This is a genomic window from Dyella mobilis (assembly GCF_016904945.1).
Lineage (GTDB): Bacteria > Pseudomonadota > Gammaproteobacteria > Xanthomonadales > Rhodanobacteraceae > Dyella_B > Dyella_B mobilis.
Window position 1 is genome coordinate 131,733 of record NZ_JADIKF010000038.1, and the last position, 23,847, is coordinate 155,579.

The 23,847-nt window shown below is 61.8% G+C and carries 26 protein-coding genes; 21 read left to right on the top strand and 5 right to left on the bottom strand.

Annotated elements, in window-relative coordinates; all coding sequences use genetic code 11:
• Positions 1 to 11: 11 nt before the first annotated feature.
• Positions 12 to 842 (bottom strand): CPBP family glutamic-type intramembrane protease, encoded by an 831-nt coding sequence (locus tag ISS99_RS08185; RefSeq protein ID WP_204631122.1) that lies wholly within the window; start codon positions 840 to 842, stop codon positions 12 to 14.
• Positions 843 to 879: 37 nt separating this feature from the next.
• Positions 880 to 1,431 (bottom strand): hypothetical protein, encoded by a 552-nt coding sequence (locus ISS99_RS08190; protein WP_204631123.1) that lies wholly within the window; start codon positions 1,429 to 1,431, stop codon positions 880 to 882.
• Between the two features lie 255 nt (positions 1,432 to 1,686).
• Between ISS99_RS08190 and ISS99_RS08195 the strand changes: the two genes are divergently transcribed.
• Entirely contained in the window at positions 1,687 to 1,956 is a 270-nt protein-coding gene (locus tag ISS99_RS08195) for a hypothetical protein (RefSeq protein ID WP_204631124.1), read from the top strand.
• Between the two features lie 6 nt (positions 1,957 to 1,962).
• On the opposite strand, the gene ISS99_RS08200 is transcribed toward ISS99_RS08195, so the two are convergent.
• Complete coding sequence (locus ISS99_RS08200) at positions 1,963 to 3,156, bottom strand: FAD-binding oxidoreductase/lyase (protein ID WP_204631125.1); 1,194 nt, start codon at positions 3,154 to 3,156, stop codon at positions 1,963 to 1,965.
• Between the two features lie 320 nt (positions 3,157 to 3,476).
• Here ISS99_RS08200 and ISS99_RS08205 point away from each other — a divergent pair, with 320 nt between their 5' ends.
• The 4 genes from ISS99_RS08205 (at position 3,477) to ISS99_RS08220 (ending at position 6,430) form a co-directional block, all read left to right on the top strand.
• Positions 3,477 to 4,454 carry a glycoside hydrolase family 26 protein gene (locus ISS99_RS08205; RefSeq protein ID WP_204631126.1) on the top strand — a complete coding sequence of 326 codons (978 nt, stop codon included), beginning with the start codon at positions 3,477 to 3,479 and terminating at the stop codon, positions 4,452 to 4,454.
• A 79-nt stretch (positions 4,455 to 4,533) separates the two neighbouring features.
• Positions 4,534 to 4,926, top strand: a complete 393-nt coding sequence (locus tag ISS99_RS08210; protein WP_204631127.1) for a hypothetical protein — start codon at positions 4,534 to 4,536, stop codon at positions 4,924 to 4,926.
• A 121-nt stretch (positions 4,927 to 5,047) separates the two neighbouring features.
• Positions 5,048 to 5,893 carry a DUF2306 domain-containing protein gene (locus ISS99_RS08215; RefSeq protein WP_204631128.1) on the top strand — a complete coding sequence of 282 codons (846 nt, stop codon included), beginning with the start codon at positions 5,048 to 5,050 and terminating at the stop codon, positions 5,891 to 5,893.
• Positions 5,894 to 5,953: 60 nt separating this feature from the next.
• On the top strand, positions 5,954 to 6,430 hold the full coding sequence (locus ISS99_RS08220) for a GNAT family N-acetyltransferase (protein ID WP_204631129.1): 477 nt from the start codon (positions 5,954 to 5,956) through the stop codon (positions 6,428 to 6,430).
• A 113-nt stretch (positions 6,431 to 6,543) separates the two neighbouring features.
• On the opposite strand, the gene ISS99_RS08225 is transcribed toward ISS99_RS08220, so the two are convergent.
• Positions 6,544 to 7,698 (bottom strand): serine hydrolase domain-containing protein, encoded by a 1,155-nt coding sequence (locus tag ISS99_RS08225; protein WP_204631130.1) that lies wholly within the window; start codon positions 7,696 to 7,698, stop codon positions 6,544 to 6,546.
• A gap of 240 nt (positions 7,699 to 7,938) precedes the next feature.
• Between ISS99_RS08225 and ISS99_RS08230 the strand changes: the two genes are divergently transcribed.
• From ISS99_RS08230 to ISS99_RS08270, 9 genes are all read left to right on the top strand, one after another.
• Positions 7,939 to 8,439, top strand: coding sequence for a sugar O-acetyltransferase (locus ISS99_RS08230; RefSeq protein WP_239537803.1), 501 nt, complete (start codon positions 7,939 to 7,941; stop codon positions 8,437 to 8,439).
• Between the two features lie 93 nt (positions 8,440 to 8,532).
• Positions 8,533 to 9,309 (top strand): hypothetical protein, encoded by a 777-nt coding sequence (locus ISS99_RS08235; protein ID WP_204631132.1) that lies wholly within the window; start codon positions 8,533 to 8,535, stop codon positions 9,307 to 9,309.
• Positions 9,310 to 9,380: 71 nt separating this feature from the next.
• A complete protein-coding gene (locus ISS99_RS08240; protein WP_204631133.1) occupies positions 9,381 to 9,827 on the top strand; it encodes an SRPBCC family protein in 447 nt (148 codons plus the stop codon).
• 37 nt (positions 9,828 to 9,864) lie between these two features.
• Positions 9,865 to 10,260: a GFA family protein gene (locus ISS99_RS08245; RefSeq protein ID WP_204631134.1), complete on the top strand. Its 396-nt coding sequence runs from the start codon at positions 9,865 to 9,867 to the stop codon at positions 10,258 to 10,260.
• Between the two features lie 42 nt (positions 10,261 to 10,302).
• Positions 10,303 to 10,899 (top strand): hypothetical protein, encoded by a 597-nt coding sequence (locus ISS99_RS08250; RefSeq protein ID WP_204631135.1) that lies wholly within the window; start codon positions 10,303 to 10,305, stop codon positions 10,897 to 10,899.
• Between the two features lie 247 nt (positions 10,900 to 11,146).
• Positions 11,147 to 11,842, top strand: a complete 696-nt coding sequence (locus ISS99_RS08255; RefSeq protein WP_204631609.1) for an alpha/beta hydrolase — start codon at positions 11,147 to 11,149, stop codon at positions 11,840 to 11,842.
• A 56-nt stretch (positions 11,843 to 11,898) separates the two neighbouring features.
• Entirely contained in the window at positions 11,899 to 14,076 is a 2,178-nt protein-coding gene (locus tag ISS99_RS08260; RefSeq protein ID WP_204631136.1) for a pepsin/retropepsin-like aspartic protease family protein, read from the top strand.
• A 14-nt stretch (positions 14,077 to 14,090) separates the two neighbouring features.
• The gene (locus ISS99_RS08265) at positions 14,091 to 15,143 is read left to right on the top strand and encodes an ankyrin repeat domain-containing protein (protein WP_204631137.1); all 1,053 of its coding nucleotides are present in this window, start codon (positions 14,091 to 14,093) and stop codon (positions 15,141 to 15,143) included.
• Positions 15,144 to 15,167: 24 nt separating this feature from the next.
• On the top strand, positions 15,168 to 16,025 hold the full coding sequence (locus ISS99_RS08270; protein WP_204631138.1) for an ADP-ribosylglycohydrolase family protein: 858 nt from the start codon (positions 15,168 to 15,170) through the stop codon (positions 16,023 to 16,025).
• A gap of 16 nt (positions 16,026 to 16,041) precedes the next feature.
• Here ISS99_RS08270 and ISS99_RS08275 read toward each other — a convergent pair whose 3' ends face one another.
• A complete protein-coding gene (locus ISS99_RS08275) occupies positions 16,042 to 16,734 on the bottom strand; it encodes an NUDIX hydrolase (RefSeq protein WP_204631139.1) in 693 nt (230 codons plus the stop codon).
• Positions 16,735 to 16,869: 135 nt separating this feature from the next.
• Between ISS99_RS08275 and ISS99_RS08280 the strand changes: the two genes are divergently transcribed.
• The 7 genes from ISS99_RS08280 (at position 16,870) to ISS99_RS08310 (ending at position 23,830) form a co-directional block, all read left to right on the top strand.
• Positions 16,870 to 17,925: a hypothetical protein gene (locus ISS99_RS08280; protein ID WP_204631140.1), complete on the top strand. Its 1,056-nt coding sequence runs from the start codon at positions 16,870 to 16,872 to the stop codon at positions 17,923 to 17,925.
• 1 nt (position 17,926) lies between these two features.
• The gene (locus ISS99_RS08285) at positions 17,927 to 18,850 is read left to right on the top strand and encodes a hypothetical protein (RefSeq protein ID WP_204631141.1); all 924 of its coding nucleotides are present in this window, start codon (positions 17,927 to 17,929) and stop codon (positions 18,848 to 18,850) included.
• Positions 18,851 to 18,865: 15 nt separating this feature from the next.
• Complete coding sequence (locus ISS99_RS08290) at positions 18,866 to 20,143, top strand: adenylosuccinate synthetase (protein ID WP_204631142.1); 1,278 nt, start codon at positions 18,866 to 18,868, stop codon at positions 20,141 to 20,143.
• Complete coding sequence (locus ISS99_RS08295; RefSeq protein ID WP_239537805.1) at positions 20,109 to 20,825, top strand: DUF4291 domain-containing protein; 717 nt, start codon at positions 20,109 to 20,111, stop codon at positions 20,823 to 20,825. The genes ISS99_RS08290 and ISS99_RS08295 overlap by 35 nt, the downstream gene beginning before the upstream one ends.
• Before the next feature lie 146 nt (positions 20,826 to 20,971).
• Positions 20,972 to 21,925, top strand: coding sequence for an ADP-ribosylglycohydrolase family protein (locus ISS99_RS08300; RefSeq protein WP_204631143.1), 954 nt, complete (start codon positions 20,972 to 20,974; stop codon positions 21,923 to 21,925).
• A gap of 392 nt (positions 21,926 to 22,317) precedes the next feature.
• Positions 22,318 to 23,397 (top strand): serine hydrolase domain-containing protein, encoded by a 1,080-nt coding sequence (locus tag ISS99_RS08305; protein ID WP_275578129.1) that lies wholly within the window; start codon positions 22,318 to 22,320, stop codon positions 23,395 to 23,397.
• A gap of 97 nt (positions 23,398 to 23,494) precedes the next feature.
• Positions 23,495 to 23,830, top strand: a complete 336-nt coding sequence (locus ISS99_RS08310; RefSeq protein ID WP_204631145.1) for a low molecular weight protein tyrosine phosphatase family protein — start codon at positions 23,495 to 23,497, stop codon at positions 23,828 to 23,830.
• Positions 23,831 to 23,847 lie beyond the last annotated feature (17 nt).

A 23,847-nucleotide genomic window follows, 5' to 3' on the forward strand; every position in this document is an offset into this window, starting at 1 on the left:
CGCGCGTCGGTCTAACGCGCAGCGCTTGCGATCGAATCCTGCGAGGCACCGCGGTAGCAGCGCGCCGTAAAGGCCACCACCAGCGCAATAACCAGCATGGCCAACGCATAACCGATGAAACCGCGCTCGTCGTGCTTGGGTGAGCGATCCACCACGGCGAACAGGTTGAACGAAAAATTGCTCGCCGTGTGGAACAGCAACGCGACCAGGATGCTTTGCCGCGTGCTCACGTAGCCCCACACGATCACGATGCGCAGCGCGACGGTAAACACCAGGAACGCCCAGAACGGCAGGAACGACTGCGTCAGGCCGGTGATAAAAAACAGCGGAATGTGCCAGCAGCCCCAGATCACGCCCAGCCACACCGCCGCACGCAGCAGGCTCTGGCGCTGCTGCAGCCGATCGGTGGCATAGCTCCAGCCGAACTCCTCGTTGACCGAACCGCCGAAGATGAACAGTTCTGCATACAGCAAGGGAAAGTGGCTCAGCGAGACCTGCAGGGCGAACGGCGCCCCGCCGTGGCCGGCCATCCACAACATCGACACGGCGCCGGCGATCGGCACCAGCAACATCGCCGCGAGAAAGTAGAAAAGTCCCATGCGATAACGCAGGGCGCGACCGGCAAATTCGCGTACCGCCAGCCAACCGCCATCGCGATAGACGGCGACAAAAGCGCTTATAAAAGGTCCAAAGGAGCCGGCGAACAGGCAGGCCAGTTGCACGCCATGGCCTACCGGCAACGCGCCGCGGCTTGCCAGCACGGGCACTAGCCAGAACGCCCACGTGATGCCAAACGCAAGCACGAAGTAAAACCACCCCGGTGTACGAAAAGACGAATGCATGGACACGCCCTCTCTACGTTGCTCGTAATGGAAACTTCTAAGTTCTGGATCGCTTGAACATTCCAGCGAATGAGTAGCCGATACACAACAACCAGGCTCTCACGTAGCAATAGATCACCATCGTGATCAGCGCCATTACTGAACCGATGATGCTCGGCAACACGCCGCCGAACGTATAGGCCATGCCGAGCACCAGGCCCAGCAGGCATTCTGCCCGATAGATGGGCAGGAACAATGCAAGCAGAAACAGCGACTCGAACATGCCGTTGCTGACCGCCTCGATGTCGAGCGTGAAAAATACGGACAACAGCACACCAAACAGCACGGCCGCGGCAAAACCGAACAGCGCGTAGCGCCTGGCACCCTCGCCCTGCAATGCGATGCGCTTCTGCGTGCGGCCAATCAAAAACCACGTCATCAGCGGAAGCAGCAAACCGCCCCACCAGTTCGAAAAGGCCGGCAGGTCGGCACGATCGAAAAGATGATGGCTCGGCACGCCGCCGTGAGCGCGCTGCCAAAGCAGAAGCATCAGAAAAGCGGCAGCCACTGCCGCCGTGGAAACACCGCGTACATATCGCCGATCGCTCATAAGTCCCCCGGGACGCTGCGTTGACAAGCCTGTTCCAGGCACTTCGGAAACGCGCAAGAGAGATCCCTCGATGGAATCATCATCGCCGCCCGCACCGGCACCCAGTGCCATTGGTCACCGGCATGACCAATGGCGCCGGCCCTGTCGGGGCACGTCTCCAGCCGGTGCTGCCGGCCATCACGCCGCGATGACGTTTCGCCGGCAGCCAGCTTGGAGCGGCTACCCTGTCGAGACGATCAGACTGGAGATGCCGCCATGTCCGAGGCTACGAAGACTCCGTTCGAGCACGTCAACGACGTCATTGCGCAACTCAAGGAGATGCGCCACTATGCGGGGAACAACGTCGAAACACTGACGGCGCAATGGCTGCTGTTCGACGGCGAACTGAAGAAGCTCAAGCAGGCCGGAGCGATCGAAACGCTGATGACGCGACAGAGCGAACTGCACGACGCCATGGACGAGCAGATCGCCGCCTTCGAGGAACTGCTGGTGAAGCTGCAGCCTCCTCCTCCCGCCGAGCCCTAGGCTCTTTCAAGTATTGCGCATGCTCGCCATGATGCCGGCCAGCTGCCGCACCGCCGCTTCGGAGGCGGCGCGGTTGGGCGTGAGGTCGGCATTGTTGAAATTGCCGGTATCGCCCAGCACCTGCACCAGTACGCCGTCGCGGCGCGGCACCATGCTGAGGTTCTTCGCGTTGAGCGCGTAATTCACTTCAGGTTGCGGAATCAACCGTGCGGTCTGGCCGCGCACGGGAATGATCGAGTCGTCGTTGAACAATGCCCTGGCGCCGTAGCCCGTAGCGTTGATCAGAGTGCGCTCGGGCAATGCCTGCAACTCGCGCGGATGGACGAATTCGCGCACGGTGATTTTTCCGCCCGCGAGCAGAAAATCGGACATCAGCATGCGCGCATAGCTGGTGATGTTGAACATCATGATGCTGAAGCGGCGTGCCGGCAACGGAAACGGCGTGCTGCCGAGGGGAAGCGTGACGGAGCCCGGCCCCAGATCGCTGATGCGATCGCTCAGATCGCCGTAGTCGGGCTCATCGGAAACGACGTCTTTTTGCTGGCCAGGAGCGGTATCGAGCAGGTGATAGCCGTCGATCCATTCGATCGGATCGCCGGGCAAGCCCAGCATGCTCTGGTACTGGGCATACGAGATGCGCGCCATGGTTTCCCAGCGGTCGCCGAATTCGGCGGCGTGCTGCGCATCGCAGATGCGCGAATCGGGCGTCCACAGGCCGGTGGCACGCATCGAAAACACATCCGGCGGCAGCGCCTTGGCGTAGATGCGCACCGACAAGCCGGCACGCTGCGCCAGCAAGGCCGAAGTAAGTCCCAACGCGCCGCAGCCGATGACGCCCAGTTCACGCACGCCGGTGGTCTGCGCCATGCGCACGGCAAGCGTGCTCGAACCCCACGACAGCGACCAACCGCTGCCGCCGTGTCCGTAGTTGTGCACGATGGCTTTCTCGCCCAGCTTTTCCAGCTCGATGCGCGGGCCTGCCGCACGGAATGGACGCGTGCACACATAGACACCGGTAATGCGGTCCACCTCGGCCCTGACCGGCGCCAGCTCCGCCATGCCCGATGCCAGTTGCGCAGCGCGCGGAACCGCCGACTTCGCGCTCGGCATGACCGCCTGGCGGACGCAACCGGCAAGCGTGGCGGTGGAAGCGAGCGCGAGCGTCGTGCTCGCGTGGCGCAGAAATTGACGTCGTTGCACGGACACATTCCCCTTCGATGTGGAAACAACGCGAGTCGCGGCCGAATGCGCGAAGTATAGGCTTGCGCGAGGCTGTCGCCGTGAAAGCCGGAAAGAAACAATGCTCTTCACGCCACCTCGACGCAGTCGAAAACATTGCGCTCGCCGCCTAGCGATTTCGTGACGGTAAACGGTCAGATCACTGTCACGACAGCCGCAAGGATGTGACGGCGCAAGCAGGAAGCCGGGCTCGCAACACTGGCCAGTCAACGCGCAAGCGTGGCGCTTCGTTGATATCGGCTGTATTTGCGCGAGTCCACTCACTGACAGGAGATTCGATCATGCCAAGCCGTATCGCTTTTCTAACTGTTGTCGGTTCGCTGTGCCTGCCTTTGCTCGTCAACAATGCCCTGGCCCAGACCATTCAACCACCCGCCAGCGGTGCTTACTTCGGCGCATGGGTCAATCCGCCCGGCACCAACGATCAGTTTCCCCAAGCCACCAAGAATCTGGAAACCGCCATCGGCCGTACCTTGGCGCTGCACATGCATTACTACGCGTGGCGCCTGAAGCCGGGCTCCGACACCCAAAGCTTTCCCGACTCGACCATGGAGGACGATGCCTTGAACGGCCGTACACCAGTGGTCACCTGGCATTGCGGCGACAGCGACGACAACGTGGTGGCCGGCGCGGACGACGCCTTGATCGAGAACACCGCCAATGCCATCAAGGCCTTCGGCCATCCGGTCTTCATCCGCTGGTATTGGGAGATGAATCTGCCGGACGCCAATCACCAGAATTGCCTCGGCACCAGCGGTGCCGCCGGTTATATCAAGGCGTGGCGCTATATTCACCAGATTTTCCAGAACCAGGGAGTGACCAATGTGACCTGGCTGTGGAATCCGAACCGCGCCGATGATTCCTCGGAAGACCCCATGCCCTACTATCCCGGCGACGACGTGGTCGACTGGATCGGCGTCGATGGCTACGACAAACAGGACGTCAACGACTTCGGCCCGATCTTCAGTCCCTTCTATGCGGAGTTCCAAAGCAAGGGCAAGCCCATGTTGATCTCGGAAACGGGCGAATGTCCCGCCGAGCAGGCCACCTACCTGGGCCTCGCTGCCGCGGAACTCGAAGGCAAGCCCAATCCCGGCGGCTATGCCTTTCCGCTGGTGAAAGGTTTCATGTATTTCGACGCTGTAGGCAACTACGCAACGTGCGCGTGGACGTTGGGCACCGGTACTGGCGGAGGCGTCGATGCGTTCGGTGCGATGGGGGCGACCAGCTATTTCGCGCCGGTTCCTTCGAAGAATTGAGCTGCCGGTTTCGGCTGTGCCATGCTCTCTGGACAGACGGAACGCGCTGCCGAACGACCACCGCAAAAAGGGAACGCGCATGAAAGCGCTTTTGTTGGCAATGCTCGGTTTGGCTTCGGCAAGCACAACGGCCAAGGACTCCTTTGACCAGCGCGTATCGACGGCCAGCAAGTTGGAAGAGACGCCGCAAGGCCAGGCATACGACAAGGTCCTGTATGGCGCCATTGGCAACGACGTGCAAAAGGCCATGGTCCTTTGCTTTCCGAAGGGCACAAAGGCAGACACCGGGCGCTTCACCTTGGTCGCAACCCTTTTGAGCAACGGTTCGGCCAGTGACATAGAGGTGCGGCCGGCCACGAAAATGGCCAAGTGCTTCGCAGCCAAATTCGCGGCCGCACCGTTCCCCGCACTGCCCGCCTATGCCAGTGAAGATGGGCTACCGATTTTCATGGACATGCAAATCACGCCTTAAGACCATGCTTGCCCGAAGCTGAGACGTTATCCGGCGCGTTACGAAACCGACGTGGAGCGAAAAGTCCATGCAAGACACCACCGCGACCGCATCAGGGATACGAGAGCCTGGTGATTCGACTGTGGCTCCAAGCGCCGAGAAGGCGTCGGGCCGACACAAAGCGGTACGCACCGCCGCCGCAGGGCTTCCCGCGATGCGGTTCGCCGCGGCGACTTGGTGGGCCGTCGCCATGGCCGGCCAGGCCGCATTCGGCGCATACATCGTCGGCACTTATGGCGTCGCGACGCTGACCGGTCGCGTGGCGACCTGGAACCGCGTGTTTCCCACTGGCTATGTCCGCGACCAGCCGCTGGCCAATCTGATCGTTGCCGTCCACGTACTGCTAGCCGCGATCGTCGCCTGCTGCGGAGGGCTGCAACTGATTCCCGCGCTGCGCCGCCACGCACCGTGGTTCCACCGCTGGAATGGCCGCATCTACGCCACGGTTGCGATCATCGTCGGGCTGGCGGGACTGGTCATGATGGCAGCCGGTCGCGACCTCGTCGGCGCTTCGCAAAACGGGAACGTCGCCATCAACGGCGTGCTTTTGCTGGCATGCGCGGTGCTGGCGTGGCAGCGCGCACGCGCCGGCGATTTTGCGGCGCATCGGCGCTGGGCATTGCGGCTGTTCGTGCTCGCTGCCGGCGTGTGGCTTTTTCGTATTGGCTTGGCTTCGTGGATCGCCATCAACGGCGGCGTTGCCGGCTTCGATCCGCGAACGATGCGCGGACCGGCATTGCTTGCATTGGCAGCTGGCGAATGGATCGTGCCGCTGCTGGTGCTCGAGGCCTATCTGCGCGCCGAAAAGGCACGCGCCGCGGCGGGTCGCTACGCGGTTGCCACGCTGCTCGTGGCGTTGGCGGCATTGACCGGCTTTGGCGTCTATCGTGCACTGATCGGCATGTGGTTGCCGTTGATGCTTTCGTGATCGCCGCAGCGAAGCGCCACAGAAAAGTTCGATGATCTGCCATAGCAGGATACGCAAGCCATGCACACTCGCGCACCCGTCTTCGTTATCCGCGAAGACGATCTGACCGGTCCATTCACCCAGGATCTGCTGACCTTTCACTTGCGGGAAATGCACGCCAGCTCGCCGGCAGGCAGCGTGTTCGCGCTCGATCTCTCCGGCTTGAAGGAACCGAATGTCACCGTCTGGAGTGCATGGCTCGACGACCGGATCGTATCGGTGGGCGCACTGCGGGATCTAGGGGACGCCACCGGCGAGCTGAAATCCATGCGCACTCATCCGGATCGCGTGCGGCTGGGCGGTGCCGCGGCCATTCTGGAGCACATCATCGGCGTAGGAAGGGAGCGCGGCATGAAACGGCTAAGCCTGGAGACCGGCAGCGGTGCGCCGTTCGAACCGGCGCTTACCCTGTACCGCAAGCGCGGATTCAAGCAAGGCGAAGCGTTTGCTGATTACACGCCCAGTGCCTTCAACCAGTTCCTCCATTTGGAACTTTAGCTTCTGCACGTCTTGCCCTATGCGCTCGCGTAGCAGGTGTCGCTGCTAGCCGGGCGTGAGGTTCTTCCACGCCCGGCCACCATTTTCCCGCTATTAGCGATCAACCAATTTCTTCAAATCCCGGTCGGCATGGGTTGCTTGCGGTAAGCCTGCAGCACCTCAAGCGCCAACATCGGAGGCGATGACCCTTGCAGGTTGGTCAGCACGATCGTCGTGATGTGGCTCTTGGGAAGCGTAACGATCCACACTGCCGCTCCGCCGCCCGAGGATACGGTGGGCTCGCCTGTTCCCGGGAACGGGTCGGGGATCAATCCCAATCCGAAGTCGCCCGCTTTACCATCGCGCAACTTGTAGGCTTCGCCCATCATCGCCAGCGTCTGCGGCTTGATGACTTTTCCGCTCCAAAGCGCGGACTCCCAGCGCACCATGTCCTGGATGTTGCCATTGAGGCCCGCGGCAGGCGTCAGCCATTCGGGAACCGCTTTGGACCCAAATGCGTGAATGCCGGTCTTGGACATCACCGGTTCGCCTTTCGCGTCGATCTGCAGCTTCAAGCGATCGGAGGTCGGTTCCACCGCCGTATAAAGCGAGGCACGACCAGGGACCACCGTCCAGGCATCGCCCCACTGCATGTCGGTAATGCCCTGCGGTTTCAGCAGCCGGTCTTCGATGTATTGCTTGTACGGCTTGCCGGTCACGCGTTCGATGATGTCGCCGAGCAGCATGAACTCGGTCTGGTTGTAGACCGTCTTCACGCCAGGCTGCCCGACGGGACGCGTCACCAACAGCTTCATCAGATCGGCTTGTGTGCCCGCCAGCGGCGTGACATTGACGTTGTCGGCGGCGTCTCCATCGGGCAGGCCCGAGGTATGCGACAGGCAATGCCGGACGGTGACCGCCCCCCAACTGGCCGGGAGCTCCGGCAGATAGTCACGAACGGATTTGTCCAGCGACACCTTGCCGTCCTCCACCAGTGCCATGATGGCTACGGAGGTGAATTCCTTGGTGGTGGAAGCAAGCGTATACAGCGTCTTGTCCGTAACGGGCACGTTCAACTCGACACTGGCCAGACCGTAACTGGCTTCCTTGACCAACTTGCCGTCCTTGATCACAGCCACCGAGGCGCCGGGGATCTTTTTTTGCTGCATGTACTGCCTTACCACCCGATCAACGTCGTCGCCACCCGCTTGCTCCGTGGCTGACGCTGCCGTTGCGTGCATGGTCGCCAAGGAAAAAACGAGCGCGGCCGCCAACGTGACTTTTGACATAAATGGAGCCCCTTTTGATGACCAGGCGCCTAATCGCCCGGCTCGCTGATATCAAAGCGCACCAGCACTCGGTGCGTATGTGCCGGAGGATGCATTGACTACGGTCGCATAGCCCCGCGATATTGAATGCCTGGACTCAGTTGTAGAGTGTCACCCACTTCCACGACTCACCCGCGCGAGAAAATGCAACCAGGCGATCGCACCAAGATCATTCGCGGCAGAACGCCGGAATCGGCAAAGATGGTCGCCGATGTCAAAAGAGCGGGACTGATCACCGCCGCGCTCAACCGTTTGACATTCAGCGACGGCGACGACATTCGCACCCTGTTCGGCGAACTCATCGGCAAACCGGTCGACCCGGGCTTCACCCTGATCCCGCCTTTCTACACTTCCGGCGGAGATGAGATAAGCGTGGGGCGAAATGTCTTCATCAACCAGAACTGCACGTTCTACGACCTGGGCGGCCTGCACATCGGCGACGACGTGATGATCGGGCCGAATGTCAGCATCATCACGTCGGGCCATCCGCTAGATCCGGCGCAACGCCGGTCGGTTACGATCGGCAAGCGGATCGTGATCGAACGGAACGTCTGGATCGCGGCCGGCGCTACGATTCTTGGCGGGGTAACGGTGGGCGAGAATGCCGTCGTCGCAGCAGGCTCGGTGGTCACCCGGGATGTGCCTCCCAACAGCCTCGTTGGCGGCAATCCCGCGCGTTTCATCCGCTCCGTTCACGAATAGATCGCTAGGACATCGATGCTTCGCCACGTGTCAGCCTGAGGCAACAGCTCCGACCCGAAAGGGATATTTCCAGCCACAACCAGAGGAAGGTCAATGAAACGTGCAGCACCCTCGATGCACCTGCGTGATGGTCTGGCTCGCTTTGCACTGATGTGCATACTGCTCTCGATCGCCGCGCACGCCGCCGCCTACCTGATCCACGAATATGCACATAGCGTGCTGGCGTGGTCGCTTGGCTGGATGTCCTCGCCGTTCGGGATCGACTATGGGAGCCCCACGCTGTCCAACGTCATTTTTCTTGGCGACGTTTCCGACAACGTGAGCTACACCCCGATCTTCGCCAGTGGCCATCGCGTCGCTGCTGCCATGATCGCGCTCGCCGGCACCTTCCTCGGCAATGGCCTCGGTTACCTGCTGGCCATGGCCGCTTTCTATCGCCTGGCCAATCGCCGCTGGGCCGCACTCGCCTGTTTCTGGTTCGCGCTGATGTGCGCCGGTAATGTATGGAGCTACGTGCCCATGCGGGTTTTTGCCACCCATGCGGACATGGCGCTCGCTGCCCAGGGGTTGGGATTGCCGGGCTGGGGCCTGCTGTTGTGCCTGCTTCTGCCCGCCGGCTGGATCATCTGGCATTTCCTGGCGCGGCTGTTTCCAGCCGCATGCCTGGCAACCACCGGCCATTCGACAGCAAGCCGCGTTACATTGATCGCCATGGGGGCGTTCTGGTTCTTTTCGTTCTTCGTCGGCGACGAGCAGGGTGGCGCATACGGCTCGATCGCGCAGGTCCTGTCGATGCTGTCTGGCTATGCGCTATTCCCTCTCTACGTCGCGGCATTGTCCAGCGCGACGTTGCGGGAAGCCGTCGAATAGGCGTGTCCATTTCGGCTTGCCACATTCGTCGTAGAGATCAGAGGGCTGTCCTCTACTTGCGGAGTTAATCCATGTCGACTCAAACCGTGCGGCTCCACCGCGTTCTCCGTGCCAAGCCCGAGCGGGTCTATCGCGCCTTCCTGGATGCCGAAGCCCTGGCCAAGTGGTTGCCGCCCAACGGCTTTACCGGCAAGGTCCACGCGCTGGATGCCAAGGTGGGGGGGAACTACCGGATGTCCTTCACCAACTTCACCACCGGCGGCGGCCACTCGTTCGGCGGCGAATACCTGGAGCTGGTGCCCAACGAGCGGCTTCGCTACACGGGCGTATTCGACGATCCGAATCTGCCGGGGACCATGCAGACAACGGTATCGCTGCGCGAGGTTTTCTGCGGTACGGAGCTGACCGTGGTGCAGGAAGGTATTCCGCCGATGATTCCCGCGGAGGCGTGCTATCTGGGCTGGCAGGAGTCGCTGGTGTTGCTGGCGCAGCTGGTCGAAGCCGAAATTCGTCAGTAACTAGCGCTCGTCGCCGGTTCAACCATTGGGTCTGCCCATGACTAAACGCATCGCCTCATGCAGCTGCGGCCAGCTGTCCGTGACGACATCCGAAGACCCCATCCGGGTGTCGATTTGCCACTGCCTCGACTGCCAGCGCCGATCCGGCAGCGTGTTCGCCGTACAGGCGCGTTTTCGCCGGGACGGCCTGGAGCTGTCGGGCACGTCGACCCGGTATGTTCGGATCAGCGACGAGGGCAATAGAGCCCACTTCGAGTTCTGCCCTCACTGCGGCACCACGGTTTACTACGTCACCGAAGGTAATGAGGATCTCGTCGCCATTCCCGTAGGTGCGTTCGCGGACCCGCGCTTTCCCGCGCCCGTCGCATCCAATTACGAAGAACGGATGCACGGCTGGGTATCGATGCCTGCAGACATTGAACATCATTACTAGTTAATTTCGTCGCTGCGATCGATCACATCAAGGAGGAGCAACGTGAGCATCGCCACACAGGTTGCAAAGGTCCGTCGATGCTGGCTTCTCGTACTGACACTCGGCACCTGCAGCTTGGTTGGCGCAAACAGGCAGGCCGCAGCGGCGGATACCCAGGCACCGTCGATAGCGGGCACTTACGAGATATGGATTTGCCGCGGGCTGTGCGCTTCGGCGGACAGCTCGAATGTCCTGGTGAAAGGGCACGTGGTGCTCTTTGACAAAACGCTGGACCGATCCACGGTGAGTCGCCTGGATTCGTCGTATTCCCCTTCGGCACCGGGTGCGCGACCCAATGCATGCTACGCATTGACGCGCATGAGTCAGCGCGGATACCACGGATACGCGGGTCTTTCGCCGTTTGGCATTACGGATTGGCGTTACCTGGACAGCTTGGTGACATTGGAGCTCTTTCGTTCACCGGATGCGGGCTACGGCGTCACGGTAAAGCCGACGCCCAACGGCCTGTTCGGCGAAGGCGATTCCTGGAATGCCGTCGAGGCGGCATCGGGGCAGCCCGATAACCAAATCATCGTGGCGCGAAGAATCGGCGAGGCGGATGTTCGGCGATGCGAGGCATGGGCTTCGCGCAAGCGATAGTGGCGTGGTGCGGGTCCTTCTTGGGTCGTTCGCAACGCTGACAACCACTTCGTCACTTTGCGCGTTTGCCACTTGGTGAGCGCTCTTCTTTGGGCGCAGAATCGTTGCCCCGGTTGAGGTTCCTGCCGGGGCAGAGGGTCCAATGTCCTCAGTTGGCATGGTGCATCCCGGACGGAGCGATTGCTGCACGCCGTCTGCAAATGGGCAAACGACCTCTTTTCAACCACATCCAGGGGTGGAGAAGATCATGAGCAACAAGCCTGCTGTCGTGTTGGTTCACGGTTTCTGGGGCGGAGCGGCTCATTGGGCCAAGGTCATTCTGGAACTCAGACGCCTGGGCTACGACGAGCTTCATGCGGTCGAGATGCCACTGACCTCTCTCGCCGACGATGCCGAACGCACGCGCAAGATGCTGGCCCAGATCCAGGGGCCGGTGGTACTGGTGGGCCATTCTTACGGTGGCGCCGTCATCAGCGAAGCGGGGAACCAGCCGAACGTCCGTGCGTTGGTTTTCATCGCGGCCTTTGCGCCGGATGCCGGCGAAAGCCCGGGTGGCATCACGCAGGAAAACCCGCCGGAAGCCGCGCCCAACCTGGCGCCGGACAGCGACGGATATCTGTGGCTGAAGCAGGACAAGTTTCACGAGAGCTTCTGCCAGGATCTGAGCGCCGACGAAGGCCTGATCATGGCCGTGACCCAGAAGGCACCGCTGGCGACCACATTCGGCAACACCGTGACCGATCCGGCCTGGCGGCACAAACCGTCGTGGTATCAGATTTCCAACCACGACCGGATGATCCATCCTGAAAACCAGAAAAAGATGTCCGGGCGAATGAACGCCAAAAAGACCATCCATCTCGAAGCAAGCCATGCCTCGCTTGCTTCGCGGCCAGGCGAGGTCGCCGCACTGATCAACGAGGCAGCCTCTGCGGCAACCGCATAGATGAAGGCCATCACCGTCGCTGCCATCGCCGAGCAGCACCACGAGGAGATCGGTTAGTGAGACATGCAGTGATGTGGATGGCGCTTGCCGCCATGGCCGGCAACGTAGCGGCCGGCGAGCCAGATGTTCGCCAGCAGATAAACGCGGTGTATGAGGTTGGCCATTTCTATGTCCTGCCTTCCATTCCCGGCAGCAAGCCGCTGCGTTTGCTGGTCGATACGGGTGGAGCCGGCGGAAGTGGATTGTTCGTGCTTGCCGCCGCAACCGTAAAACGACTTGGATGGAACACCAGGTCGTGCGGGTTCGGCAATGCTGAAATACCCGTAGTCGACGCGCCGCTGCTGGCGGCATCGCTGCCGTCGCCGTCACGCGCGACGCCCTGCCACGCGACGGCCATGGTGCTGCCCGACAAGGTGTTTGGCGCCGGCAACCTGGATGGCATTCTCGGCGCCGGCTATTTGCCGGGCCAGACGTGGACGTTCGACTATCCGCACCAGCAGCTGTGGCGCGAAGCAAGCCATTGGACGCCAACACCCCGGTACCACGAAATAGCGATGGAACTGCCGCACGATCCCGACGGCCATCCGGCGGGCCTGCCGCGCATTCATCTGCGAATCGACGGCGAAGACCTGCCGATGCTGCTGGATACCGGCGCCACGGCCAAGCCCACCGCGGCAGGCGAACAGGCCGCAGGCACGCCTACCGTGCACGGCTATGGGGTAACGAGCTACGCCCCGCGCAGCCTCATCGACCGCTGGCATACACATCATCCGGAGTGGCCCGTTGTCGAGAACGGCGACGACCTGGTGGGCCACTCGCGCTTGATTCGCGTACCGCAAGTACAAATCGCCGGTTGGTCGGTCGGCCCTGTGTGGTTTACCGAACGGCCAGACCGAAACATCGACAACCTCGAAAACTATATGAGCGGCCCGGTGCAGGGCTCGGCAGGCGCCAACATCTACCAGCACTTCGTGATGACGCTGGATTACCAGCACGGCAAGGCCTATTTCGCCTGCGCCACGGGCTGCCGTTTGTTCATCGTCACCAAGGCCGCGGCAACGGCGAGATCCGTCATTACGACGCAAGCGGCACTGGATGCGTACCTGAAGGAAACACCCAAAGGTGCTTCCCCGCTCGATCAATTTTCGCCGGGCGCACGCACGCGTTTCCTGGCGTCCCTGGGTTTCACGCCACGGGGCCTCGGCACATTCGGCATGGACGATGCGTCCAATGAATTGACCAAGTCACAAGCCGCAGCGGTGTACGCACTGTTCGGCCTGCAGACCTATACGCAAGGAATCGGCCTGGACGACGCCAAGGCAGCGCAGTTGCGTGGCGAACGAGAAGCGGATGCGAAACGGCGCGGCTGTGCCGTCGATCAATGCCCGGAGAGCGACATCGAGCAGCGCTACGATCATCTCGTACTTGCCAAGGAAAATTTTGCCTTGCCCGACCAGGCCCGGTTCGACGCTTACCGTCAGCACTATGAGCAGCTTTTTGGCATGTATCAGAATCCGGCGACCATCCGGTCGGTGAGCGCTCCCGACCTTCGCTTGCTCAAGCGCGCCGCGCAGGCGGCCGTCTCGCTCGATCCGCACGATGAAGAAGTCGGCCAGCTTCACTTCGATCTCGCCGAAATGGGTCGTCGCGGCATGGCCGATGACACGGATTATGCCGGTCTGTATCACGCCTTGATTACGCTGCGTCAGTTCGATGCCGCCCGCCAGCTGTCCGCGCAACATCCAAAGATGGGCGGCGACAGCCTGCCGACGATCCACGTGCAAAGCCCGTTGCACGAGGGCTGGCCCACTGCGCTTTCGCTCGACCGCACGACCAACGTGGCCACCCGCGAGGCTTTCGATCTGTCGACGCCGCTGCGTATCGTGGTGGTGGCGTCCTGCCATTTCTCGCAGGACGCGACGCGGGCGATCGAAAGCGATCCCTCGCTGCACGCATTGTTCGTCAAGCACGCCATCTGGCTGGCTTCGCAAGACGAAGCGTTCGATCAAGTCAGGGATTGGAACACGAAGTTTCCGGACATGCCTATCGACATTGCATGGCAGGAGCGCGAATGGACCCGCCTGGATTCGTGGGCAATGCCCACGTTCTACGTCTTCAAGAATGGGCAACTGTCGGGCAAATTCGCCGGATGGAACGGCATTCCCTCGCTGCGCGAATCGCTGAAAAAGATGGGAGCGATACCGGTTGCCGCTCCCGGGCCAGCGACCAAATAAAGAGATCCCGTTGCATGACCAAGACCAAGAAGAAATCTCTGCCCAAGGACATCGAACAGTTGTTGGAGCTAGGCGATGTCGCCGAACTTAAGGCCGTATTCGACACCTGCGACGTCAATGCGCGCGGCGGATTCGCCAAACAAACGACACTGGCTTTTGACAATTGCCCCGATGAGCTGGCGGCGTGGCTCGTTCTTCAAGGTGCAGACCTGCTGGCTGCCGATACCTGGGGCTTTACGCCGCTGCACGCCAGGGCGCGCAGCCGCCGAAGCAGCATTGGCGTGCTGCTGGACCTGGGTGCCGATATCCACAGCGATACGTCCTCATTGGGCACTCCGCTGCACTGCGCAGCCAGCTCCTATCACGTCGACAATGTGCGGCTTCTCGTTAACTGGGGGGCTGAGATCGATCGACCGAACAAGCAGGGATTGACCGCCCTGGAGCTGGCATTGAGCCGATGCAACAACGCCGATCTGGAGCGCATGGCCAAGTTTGGCGAGTGCCTGCTCGAACTTGGCGCCAAGCGAACCGCGAGAATGCAGGAGCTGGTGGAAGCCATCGGTAAACGCTTCGAGTTTCACCGCAGCGGCTTCAATCCCGACCTGATCGATGCCGCCAGCACCGGCCTGGACAAGCTCTACGACCTTTTCTCGGTGCAACCCGTGGAGCGTCGCGTCATGCACGATTCGAAATCACCCATCCGCGTGAAGTCGAACACGTGGCAGGAGCAACATCAGGAGTTGTGGGAGCTGCTGGTTCCTTCAAACGGCCACGCGATGACGGCTCAAGGCGAAGCCATTCGCATAACGGGGCGCATATTTCGCGAAATTCACCACAACGGCGGTAACAACTGGGATACGGACTTCAAAAAGATGGCTGATGCGTTCCTTCAAATCGTGCAGCGAGGTCATGCCTTGCCGCCGGACGATATCGAACAGACCCGTTCGCTGGTCGCGGCGGTGAAGCGCAAATCCGGTGATCCGGAGCGCCTGGCGCAATTGGCGGTGTCCTGGGTGCTTCTGAATCCCGCCCCCATGAACATGGAAGCGCCGTCTTACAGTCGCTAGAAGCGCGTCATCGGGAGTTTCGTCGTGATTGTCGATATCGCCATCGGAGATGCCTATGGTGCCGGCTTCGAGTTCGCACCCCGCGAGAAAATCGAACGCTTCAATACATTGATGCGTTTCGTGCCGCACGAAACGGGCATCGCTGCGGGCCATTACACCGACGACACGCAGATGAGCATTGCCGTCTGCGAAGTATTGTTGTCCGGTGGGCCAGCCAGCAGCGACGAATTCGCCGAGGCATTTGTCCGCTGCTATCGCCGCGATCCGCGGCAGGGCTATGCCAAAGGGCTGCAAGGCCTTTTCGATCAAAGCCGCGATGGTCGACACTTTCGTTCGCTGATCCGTCCGGGCAGCCGGCGCAACGGTGCCGCCATGCGCTCGGTTCCGCTTGGCTTGCTGGCATCGGTTGCCGAGATCGATCAGGTCTCGCGTTCGCAGGCGGTCGTCACGCATGACACGCCCGAGGGCATTCTTTCGTCCAAGGTGGTCGCCTTAATGGTGCATTACGCGTTGTACCAGGACAAAGCGGTAGCCGAGCTTGCACGGCTCGTCGAACGCGATACGGGTTTCCGCTTGCGCGGCGACTGGCACGGCGAGGTGGAGTGCGACGCCATTCAAACGTTGCACGCGGTGCATACCGCCTTGCTCAACAACCGTTCCACGTCGGGCCTGCTGCGTGACTGCGTCAATTACGGCGGCGACGTGGACAGTGTGGCGGCGATCGCCATGGGGGTGGCGTCGGTGTCGCTGGACTATGTCGATGACACGCCGGATGTACTACGGCGAGGCCTTGAAGCGGGGCCCTACGGCCAGCCATTCCTGCTGCAACTGGACGACTCGCTGCGCAAGCGATTTCCGAGACTGGCGAGCCGCTCGCGGTAGCTTCGCGGCCGTCTGTTCACGCATCCCGCGTGCCCAGCAACACGCGTCCAAAATCCTGTAGCGCAGGCCGCGAGAGTTTGTAGAGGGCCGCCGGTCGCCCCGCACCCGTATGCAAGTGTGCACCGCGTGCCTTGACGATCATGCCTTGCTCGGCCACCTTGCGCCGGAACGTCGACTGATCCAGTTGCTGATCCAGCACAGCCTCGTAGACCGCCATCAGCTGAGGAAGCGTAAAGGTGTCCGGCAGCAAAAACGCCGGCAACGATGAGTAGGCGGCCTTGCCGCGTACACGCGCCAGCGCCTGCGCCACGATGGCGCGATGATCGAACGGCAGGTCCGGACAAGGGCGCACCGTTGCCCATCGGGTGCGCTGCTCGTCGAGCCCGGTGACCTTGTGCTCGGGCAGCAGCGCCAGGTAAGCCACCGATAGCGACCAGCCGCGCGGATCGCGCCTGGCGTTGCCGAAGGTGCAAAGCTGCTCCATGTAGGCCACTTCTCCGCCGGTCTTGGTGCGAAATACTCTGCGCACCGTGTCTTCGAGCGAGTCGTCGCCATCCACGTGCACGAAGCCGCCAGGCAGGGTCCACACCCCGGGCGCAATGGCCGCATCTTTCGCCCGCTGTGCCAGCAGCAACTGCAACACGCCGTCCTTCAAGGTGAGAACGACGACATCGACAGTCACGATCGGCTTGGGGAAATCCTCGCTCATGAAACGGCCCTCCGGATTTCTTTTCATTTTGCAAGAAAGTATGCCTTTTTATTAACTATAACAACGGCTTTAGCCTTGTTATTTGCCTCGTATTTATTTAATTGCAAATAGCAAATATTTGCTAGCATATTTTGCATGGACCTGTTCAACGCCACCGCCGCCGATCTGCTTGCCGCCTCCGATAGCCTGTGGGAAACAGCACTGCCTGCCGCGGCTTCCGATCGCTTGATGACCCTGCGCCGCCTGGCCGGCCGCTGGCATCCCGACCACTGTGCCGACCCTGACGCCGGCGCGGTGTTTGCCAGAATCCAGTTGCAACGCCGGCACGTAGCGGGAGACACGCGCACGCTCGCCGCCGATCGCCGCGCGACGGAAGCGCACCCGGTATTTGCAAGCACCATGGCCGCCGACGGCCGGCGCTGGACCATGCCGTATGTGGCAAGTTACGCCGACGAACTCGGCACGGTGTATATCGGCCGGCGCACCTTGCTTGAGGTAGTCTCGCCGGATCTCGCCGATCTGGCCGCGCGCAACGCCGCGCAGACGGCTCACTGGAGGTTTGTCTCTTCCGACATGGAACGTCAGATTCGCCCCTGCCTGCCCGCCGCCGCCACGGTACATCGCACCGCCGACGCCGTGCTGGTGGTGCGTTCGCGCGACCCCGACCTGATACGCCTCGCCGATGTGGTGGCGCACGTCGGCACGGTTCCGCCCGCGCACGTGGCGTGGATCGGCAGCGGACTGTGGAATCTCGCCTGCTATCTGGAATACGCGCAGCGCGCGCATCCGGTGATCGATGCCTCCACGGTGTGGATCGACACTGCTCGTCATCGCGTGGCGCTACTTGGCGGATGGGCTTACGCCGGTGCGCTGGGCGAACGGTGGGCAGCGCTTCCCGCGAGCGCCTTGGCCGATGTCACGCCGGTGTGGCGCAGCGATCCCGTGCAGCGCAGCGCGCTGGGCCACATCAAGATCCGCCGCCTGTTGCGGGAGTTGCTTGGCGACGTCACCGGCATGGGCCCCGTGCCGGCTTGCGCACCGGCACCGCTCGCCGCCTTCGCCCGCAGTCCGGCCGCCGGCACCGCGGTCGAGCAATACCGATCCTGGCAAAAGGCCATAGAGGCCGCTTTCGGTCCTCGTCGCTTTTCGGCCTGGAATCTTCCCCCGACCCTCATCTATCCGGAGAACTGACATGGGCTCTGCACGTTGGAATCCCGCCGACTGGGATCGTTATGCCGCCAGCACCAGCAGCAAGTCGCGCGATGCCATCTTCGCTTCGCGCGGCATGAATCCCGCCTTCGATCCGAAGCACATCAGCGTGCGCGAATCGGTCGATTCGGACGTCAATCCGCAATCGACGCCGCTCATCGTTGCGCTGGATGTCACCGGGTCCATGGGCACGATTCCCGAAGCGCTGATCAAGGGCAGCCTGGGCACCTTCATCGAAGAGGTCTACAGCCGCAAGCCGGTGACCGACCCGCACTTGATGTTCATGGGCGTGGGCGATGCGTTCTACGATCGCGCACCGTTGCAGGTCACCCAGTTCGAAGCGGACCTGCGCATTGCCGAACAGCTGGCCGCGATGTTTCTGGAAGGCGGTGGCGGCGGCAACAAGAGCGAGTCCTATCACTTGCCGTGGTACTTCGCCGGCCTGCGCACCAAGATCGATTCCATGGCCAAGCGCCATACCAAGGGCTATCTCTTCACCGTCGGCGACGAAGAAGTGCCTCCGGCCTTGACCGTAGCGCAGGCGCAGGCAGTCTTCGGCGACACCATCGAGCGCGACTACAGCCCTGCCGACCTGTTGGCGCTGGCCGAGCGGTCGTATCACGTGTTCCACATCATCGTGGAACAGGGCAATGCCTGCCGCGCGCCCGCCAGTCGCGCCGCCGTGTTCGAAACGTGGCGCGAACTGATGGGCCAGCGCGTCATCCCGTTATCCGATTACACCAGGTTGTCCGAGGTGCTGGTCTCCACCATCCAGGCCAACGAGGGCGCTCACGTTGCGGACGTCGCTGCCAGCTGGTCGGGCGACACCGCCTTGGTGGTGCGTCACGCGCTTGCCGGGCTTACCAGCCCCAGCGCGGGCCCTGCGCCTGCGTTGACGCGGTTCTGAGCCTCGGGATCGGTCATGCTCACGCGTATGCAGGCGGTCATCGGTGCGGGATTCGGCGACGAAGGCAAAGGCCGCACGGTCGATGCGCTCGTCGCCAACGCGCAACGCGACGGATTGCGCCCCTGGGTCGTGCGCTTCAACAGCGGCGCCCAGGCGGGGCACACCGTGGTGACTCCGGATGGCCGCCGGCACGTGTTTCATCAACTGGGCAGCGGCACGTTTCTCGACGCCCCGACTTATCTGGGCGCCGAGGTGGTGCTCAATCCCTGGTTGCTGGATGCCGAGCTGGAAGCCCTGGCCGATCTGGGTGTGCGTGCACCGCGCCTGCTGGCCGATCCGCGCGCGCCTGTTTCGGTGCCGTGGGATGCGATGATCAACCAGGCGCTGGAGCACGCACGTGGTGCGGGGCGCCATGGAAGTTGCGGCGTAGGTTTCGGCGAAACCGTACAGCGCTCGCAACATCCCGGCTACGCACTGCAAGGCGCGGATCTGATGTCCGAAGCACGTGTGCGCGCACGATTGACAGCGATACGCCACGAGTATCTGCCGCGCAGACTGCGAGAAGTCGGTCTGCCTCTGGATGCATTGGGTACGTTCGTCGACAACCCGGCGCTGGTCGATCGCTTCGTGGCCGATGCGCTGAGCCTGGGCCGGCGATTCGAATGGCGTACTCCGCTGGTGTTGGCGGAGCAGGACGCGCTCGTATTCGAAGCTGCACAGGGATTGCGCCTGGACCAGGACCTGGGCGAGTTTCCCTACGTAACCCGCTCGCAGACGGGATTGCCCGGCATCGCACGCATGGCCCGCGAAGCGGGACTGTGCGCCTTGGCCCCGCTCCAGGCGCATTACGTGACGCGTGCCTACCTGACCCGTCATGGCGCCGGCCCTCTGCCCGACGAACTCCCTGCCCCGCCTGCACCGGGATTCTCCGACCCGACCAATCGGCTGAACCCATACCAAGGTACCTTGCGCTTTGCGCATCTCGATCCGGACGCGCTGCGCAGGGATATTCGCAGCGACCTGCAACGCATCGCGATATCAAAGACTTCAAGCACGCCAGATCGCAACGAAACGCTGACGGTGCATCCGATGCTGGAAGTCACCTGCCTGGACCAGATGGGTTCAACGGTGTTTCGGCGCAACGGCACCAGCGTGCCCGTTGCCGACCTGGCTGTCGCCACCGCCGCAGCCGTAGGTATTGCACTGGCGGCAGAAGCGTGGGGGCCTGCGCGCACTGATCGTCGCGTGGTTACGATGGATGTGCAGCGTCGAGAACTGGTTCTTCAAGAATGACTTCATCGACCCACGCGAATGCGATGCAGCAACGAACGGATCGCCAATGAAAACAAAAAACTATCTGGAACTGGTACGCAGCTGGCCGCAGGTTGGACGCCACATCCTGGGGCAGTTCGACGAAAGATCCATCTATGTATACCAGGCCTACCGGCCTTCCATTGCCGAATATGCCGTCGCAAACCAGCGTTTTGGCGGTGACTTCAGTTATGCACGCATGAGTTGGATCAAACCGAACTTCTTGTGGATGATGTATCGCTCGGGATGGGCGACGAAGGAAGGGCAAGAACGCATCCTGGCTATCCGCCTTGGCGTCACCTTTTTCGATGAATTGTTGCGGTCCTCCGTCCCCTCGTCCCGTGACCCTGAGCGATTCGACTCCGACGCGTCGTGGCGGCAGGCAGTTGCGGAATCGGACGTGCGAATGCAGTGGGACCCTGATCACGACCCAAGCGGGCGCGCGCTGGAGCGGCGCGCCGTCCAGCTGGGACTTCGGGGAGAGATGTTGCGTCGATACGGCGAGCGAGAGGTACTCTCCATCACCGACATCACCGACTTCGTCGCGGTACAACGCCGACACCTCGAAAGCGATATCCGACTTCTTGAGGTGCCAAGCGAGAGCGTCTATGTGCCCGAGGTCACGGCGGCCCGTGTGGCTGGCGTCGAAGCCGTGCCTGTGTAAAAAGCGGTTGGCCGTCGAGCAGCTCAACGAATGGATAGCAAGCTCGAGTCTCCAAGTTCGTTCCAGCTATCCAGAGAAGGGGTCATGAAAACCTTCCCCGCGAAGGAATTGCGCAATATCAACTAGCCTCGTACGGAGCGAACACGATGGAGCCAACAACACAAGACGTACTAAAGGATCGCATCGTTGGCGGACTGCAAGGACTGCTGATCGGCGATGCGCTGGGCGTTCCTTATGAGTTTCACGACGCCGCGGACATCCCTGCTTTGGCGCTCATCGATTTCAACCCTCCCGCCGGCTTCTCTCGATCCCACCTGGGCGTTCCTCCGGGCACGTGGTCGGACGACGGCGCCCAGGCTTTGTGCCTGCTGTCCTCGCTGCTGGCATGCAACGGACTGGATCTGCGCCACTTCGCGGGCCGGCTGCTCAACTGGGCGGGCTGGGGTTATCTCGCGGTCGACGGCTACGTCTTCGATATCGGCGTGCAGACGTTTCGCGCGGTGGAAGCGCTGAAGGCCGGCGTTCCGCCTGAGCAATCCGGACCGGCGGGCGAATACGACAATGGCAACGGCGCATTGATGCGCGTATTGCCGCTTGCGCTGTGGCATACCGGCGATGATCCGTCGCTGATCGCCATGGCGGCGAAGCAATGTTTGCCCACGCATGGACACCCACGCTCCGCGGTGGCTTGCGCCCTGCTCTGCCTGTGGGCGCGCGCGGAACTTGCCGGTGTGGCGTCGAGTTGGCAGCAGGCCGAGGCAGCACTGCGCCGTCTTGGCCCCGAGGCCGGCTTTCCCTCCGAAGAGATCGAGCTGGTGCTCGATCCCGCGCATCTGCAACGGGCAAGCGGGAGCGGCTACGTCGTAGACACGTTGTGGTCGGCCCGCCTGGTGCTCGACGAGGCGAACGACTATGCAGGCACCGTTCGAAGAGCGATTGCCCTGGGCAATGACACCGACACCACCGCCGCTGTCGCAGGCGGCATGGCCGGCATACGCTTCGGTTTGTCCGGCATACCCGCAACGTGGCGCGAACGCTTGCGCGGACAGGACATCGTGGACGATCTGCAGACGGCGCTCATTGCGGCGTCGGAATCTTAGTCAGATAAAAAAGCGCCTCATCATAGATTGAGGCGCAGAGAACGATGACGCGAATGTGCTTGGCTCACACCGCCTGCTATCGATTTAGTTGCTGTCACTTTCCGAAGCTGGCGTAACCGTGAGCGCCATCGGGCAGCAAATATTTGCCTCGCCGCACGACAAGCATCTCTTCAACTATATCTATAGTTGACAAGCCGGTTCGCCCCGAGTATCTACTGACTTCATAGTAGAAACTATGTGCACAGGCTCCAAAGAGATATCCCTCACCCACCCTCGCGCGACTGAGCCTCGTCGCGCAAACCACCGAAACAATCCCCTGCAACGCACCTACCTTTTTGGAGATGTGACACTTGCACGCAACTCACAGTCGCTTAGCTCATTGCGTTGCCGCCATGCTTTTAACGGCTCTGGCGACGGCGTGTCTTGCTCAACCCGATACAGGACCAGCACACTCGAGTGACCCTGCGCTGGCAAGACTCGATGGGTTTACGGCGGACCTGGCTAAAGCAGGCAAGTTCTCGGGCGTCGTGCTGGTCGCGAAGCATGGGCACGTATTGTTCGAGAAGGCCTACGGAAAGCGTGACGCCAAGGGTGATGATCCGGCCACGCTGGATACGCGCTTCAATCTCGCCTCGGCCGGCAAGATGTTCACCAGTGTGGCGGTGTTGCAGCAAATAGCGGCGGGACGGCTGTCGCTTGATACCCGCGTCGGCGACGTGTTGAAGGATTACCCCAACCGCAGCTTTGCCGACACGGTCACCGTGCGCGAACTGCTCACGCACACCAGTGGCGCGGGCGATGCCGGGCTGTTGGGTACCGAGAATGCGGCCAATCGGGCACGCGTGCACAGTGTTGCCGACATGGTCGCGCTGGAAAGCAAGAACCCGCCCGCCTTCCCGCCCGGCACCAAGCAGGTCTACAGCAATTTCGGGTTCGTCGTGCTAGGCCGCATGGTTGAAGTCGTCTCGGGCGAGGACTTCCAGAGTTACCTGCGCCGCCACATCTTCGAGCCGGCCGGCATGGCGCACAGCGGATTTATCGACTGCGCATCGACGGCTCCGGATCTCGCCCGGGGCTACACCGCCGACGATGGCAAGCTGGAATTCGATTGCGAAACCTTGCCCGGCTTTCCAGCCGGCGGCGAGGCAGCGACGGCCGGCGACATGTACCGTTTCGTTCAAGCCTTGCAGACCGGCAAGCTCATTCCGCCCGCGCTGTTCGCACGGGCCACGAAGACCTACCGCATGTTCATGGGCCTGGGATTCTTCGCGACCGACTATGGCCCGAACATTCCCAAGCGCGATTTTCGTTGGGGACATGGCGGCTCTGCCAGTGGCGTGTGCACCGATATACGCACCTATCCACTTACTGGCGAAACGATTGTCACGCTGAGCAACCAAAGCCCGCCTGGTTGTTTTTCCGTGGCGAAATTTCTTCATCAGGACTATGCGAAGACGCATCAAGAGCAATGATCAACGTAACATGCCTGGCTGATGCGACTTGAGCACGAACCCGGCGTTCGCTTACGTGCAGGCAAGTCCATCAGCCAGCCAAGCCTCGAGGTCACCTTTGCCACGCCACGTTCTTTTCATCTGCACGCAAAATCGCCTGCGAAGTCCGACCGCCGAGCAGGTTTTCGCGGATTGGCCGGGGATCGAGACGCAATCGGCGGGGCTCGGCCACGACGCCAACGTGCCCGTTTCGCCGGAAGTCCTGGCGTGGTCGGATCTGATCTTCGTGATGGAGAAGGCGCATCGCAGCAAGCTCTCCGCGAAATTCCAAAAATACCTGGGCGGCAAGCGAGTGATTTGCCTGGATATCCCCGACCAATACGACTTCATGGAACCCGCGCTCGTGCAGCTGCTGCGCCAGAAGGTCACTCGTTTCCTGCCAGGCTCCGGCTAAAACCCATCTGGTTGAAT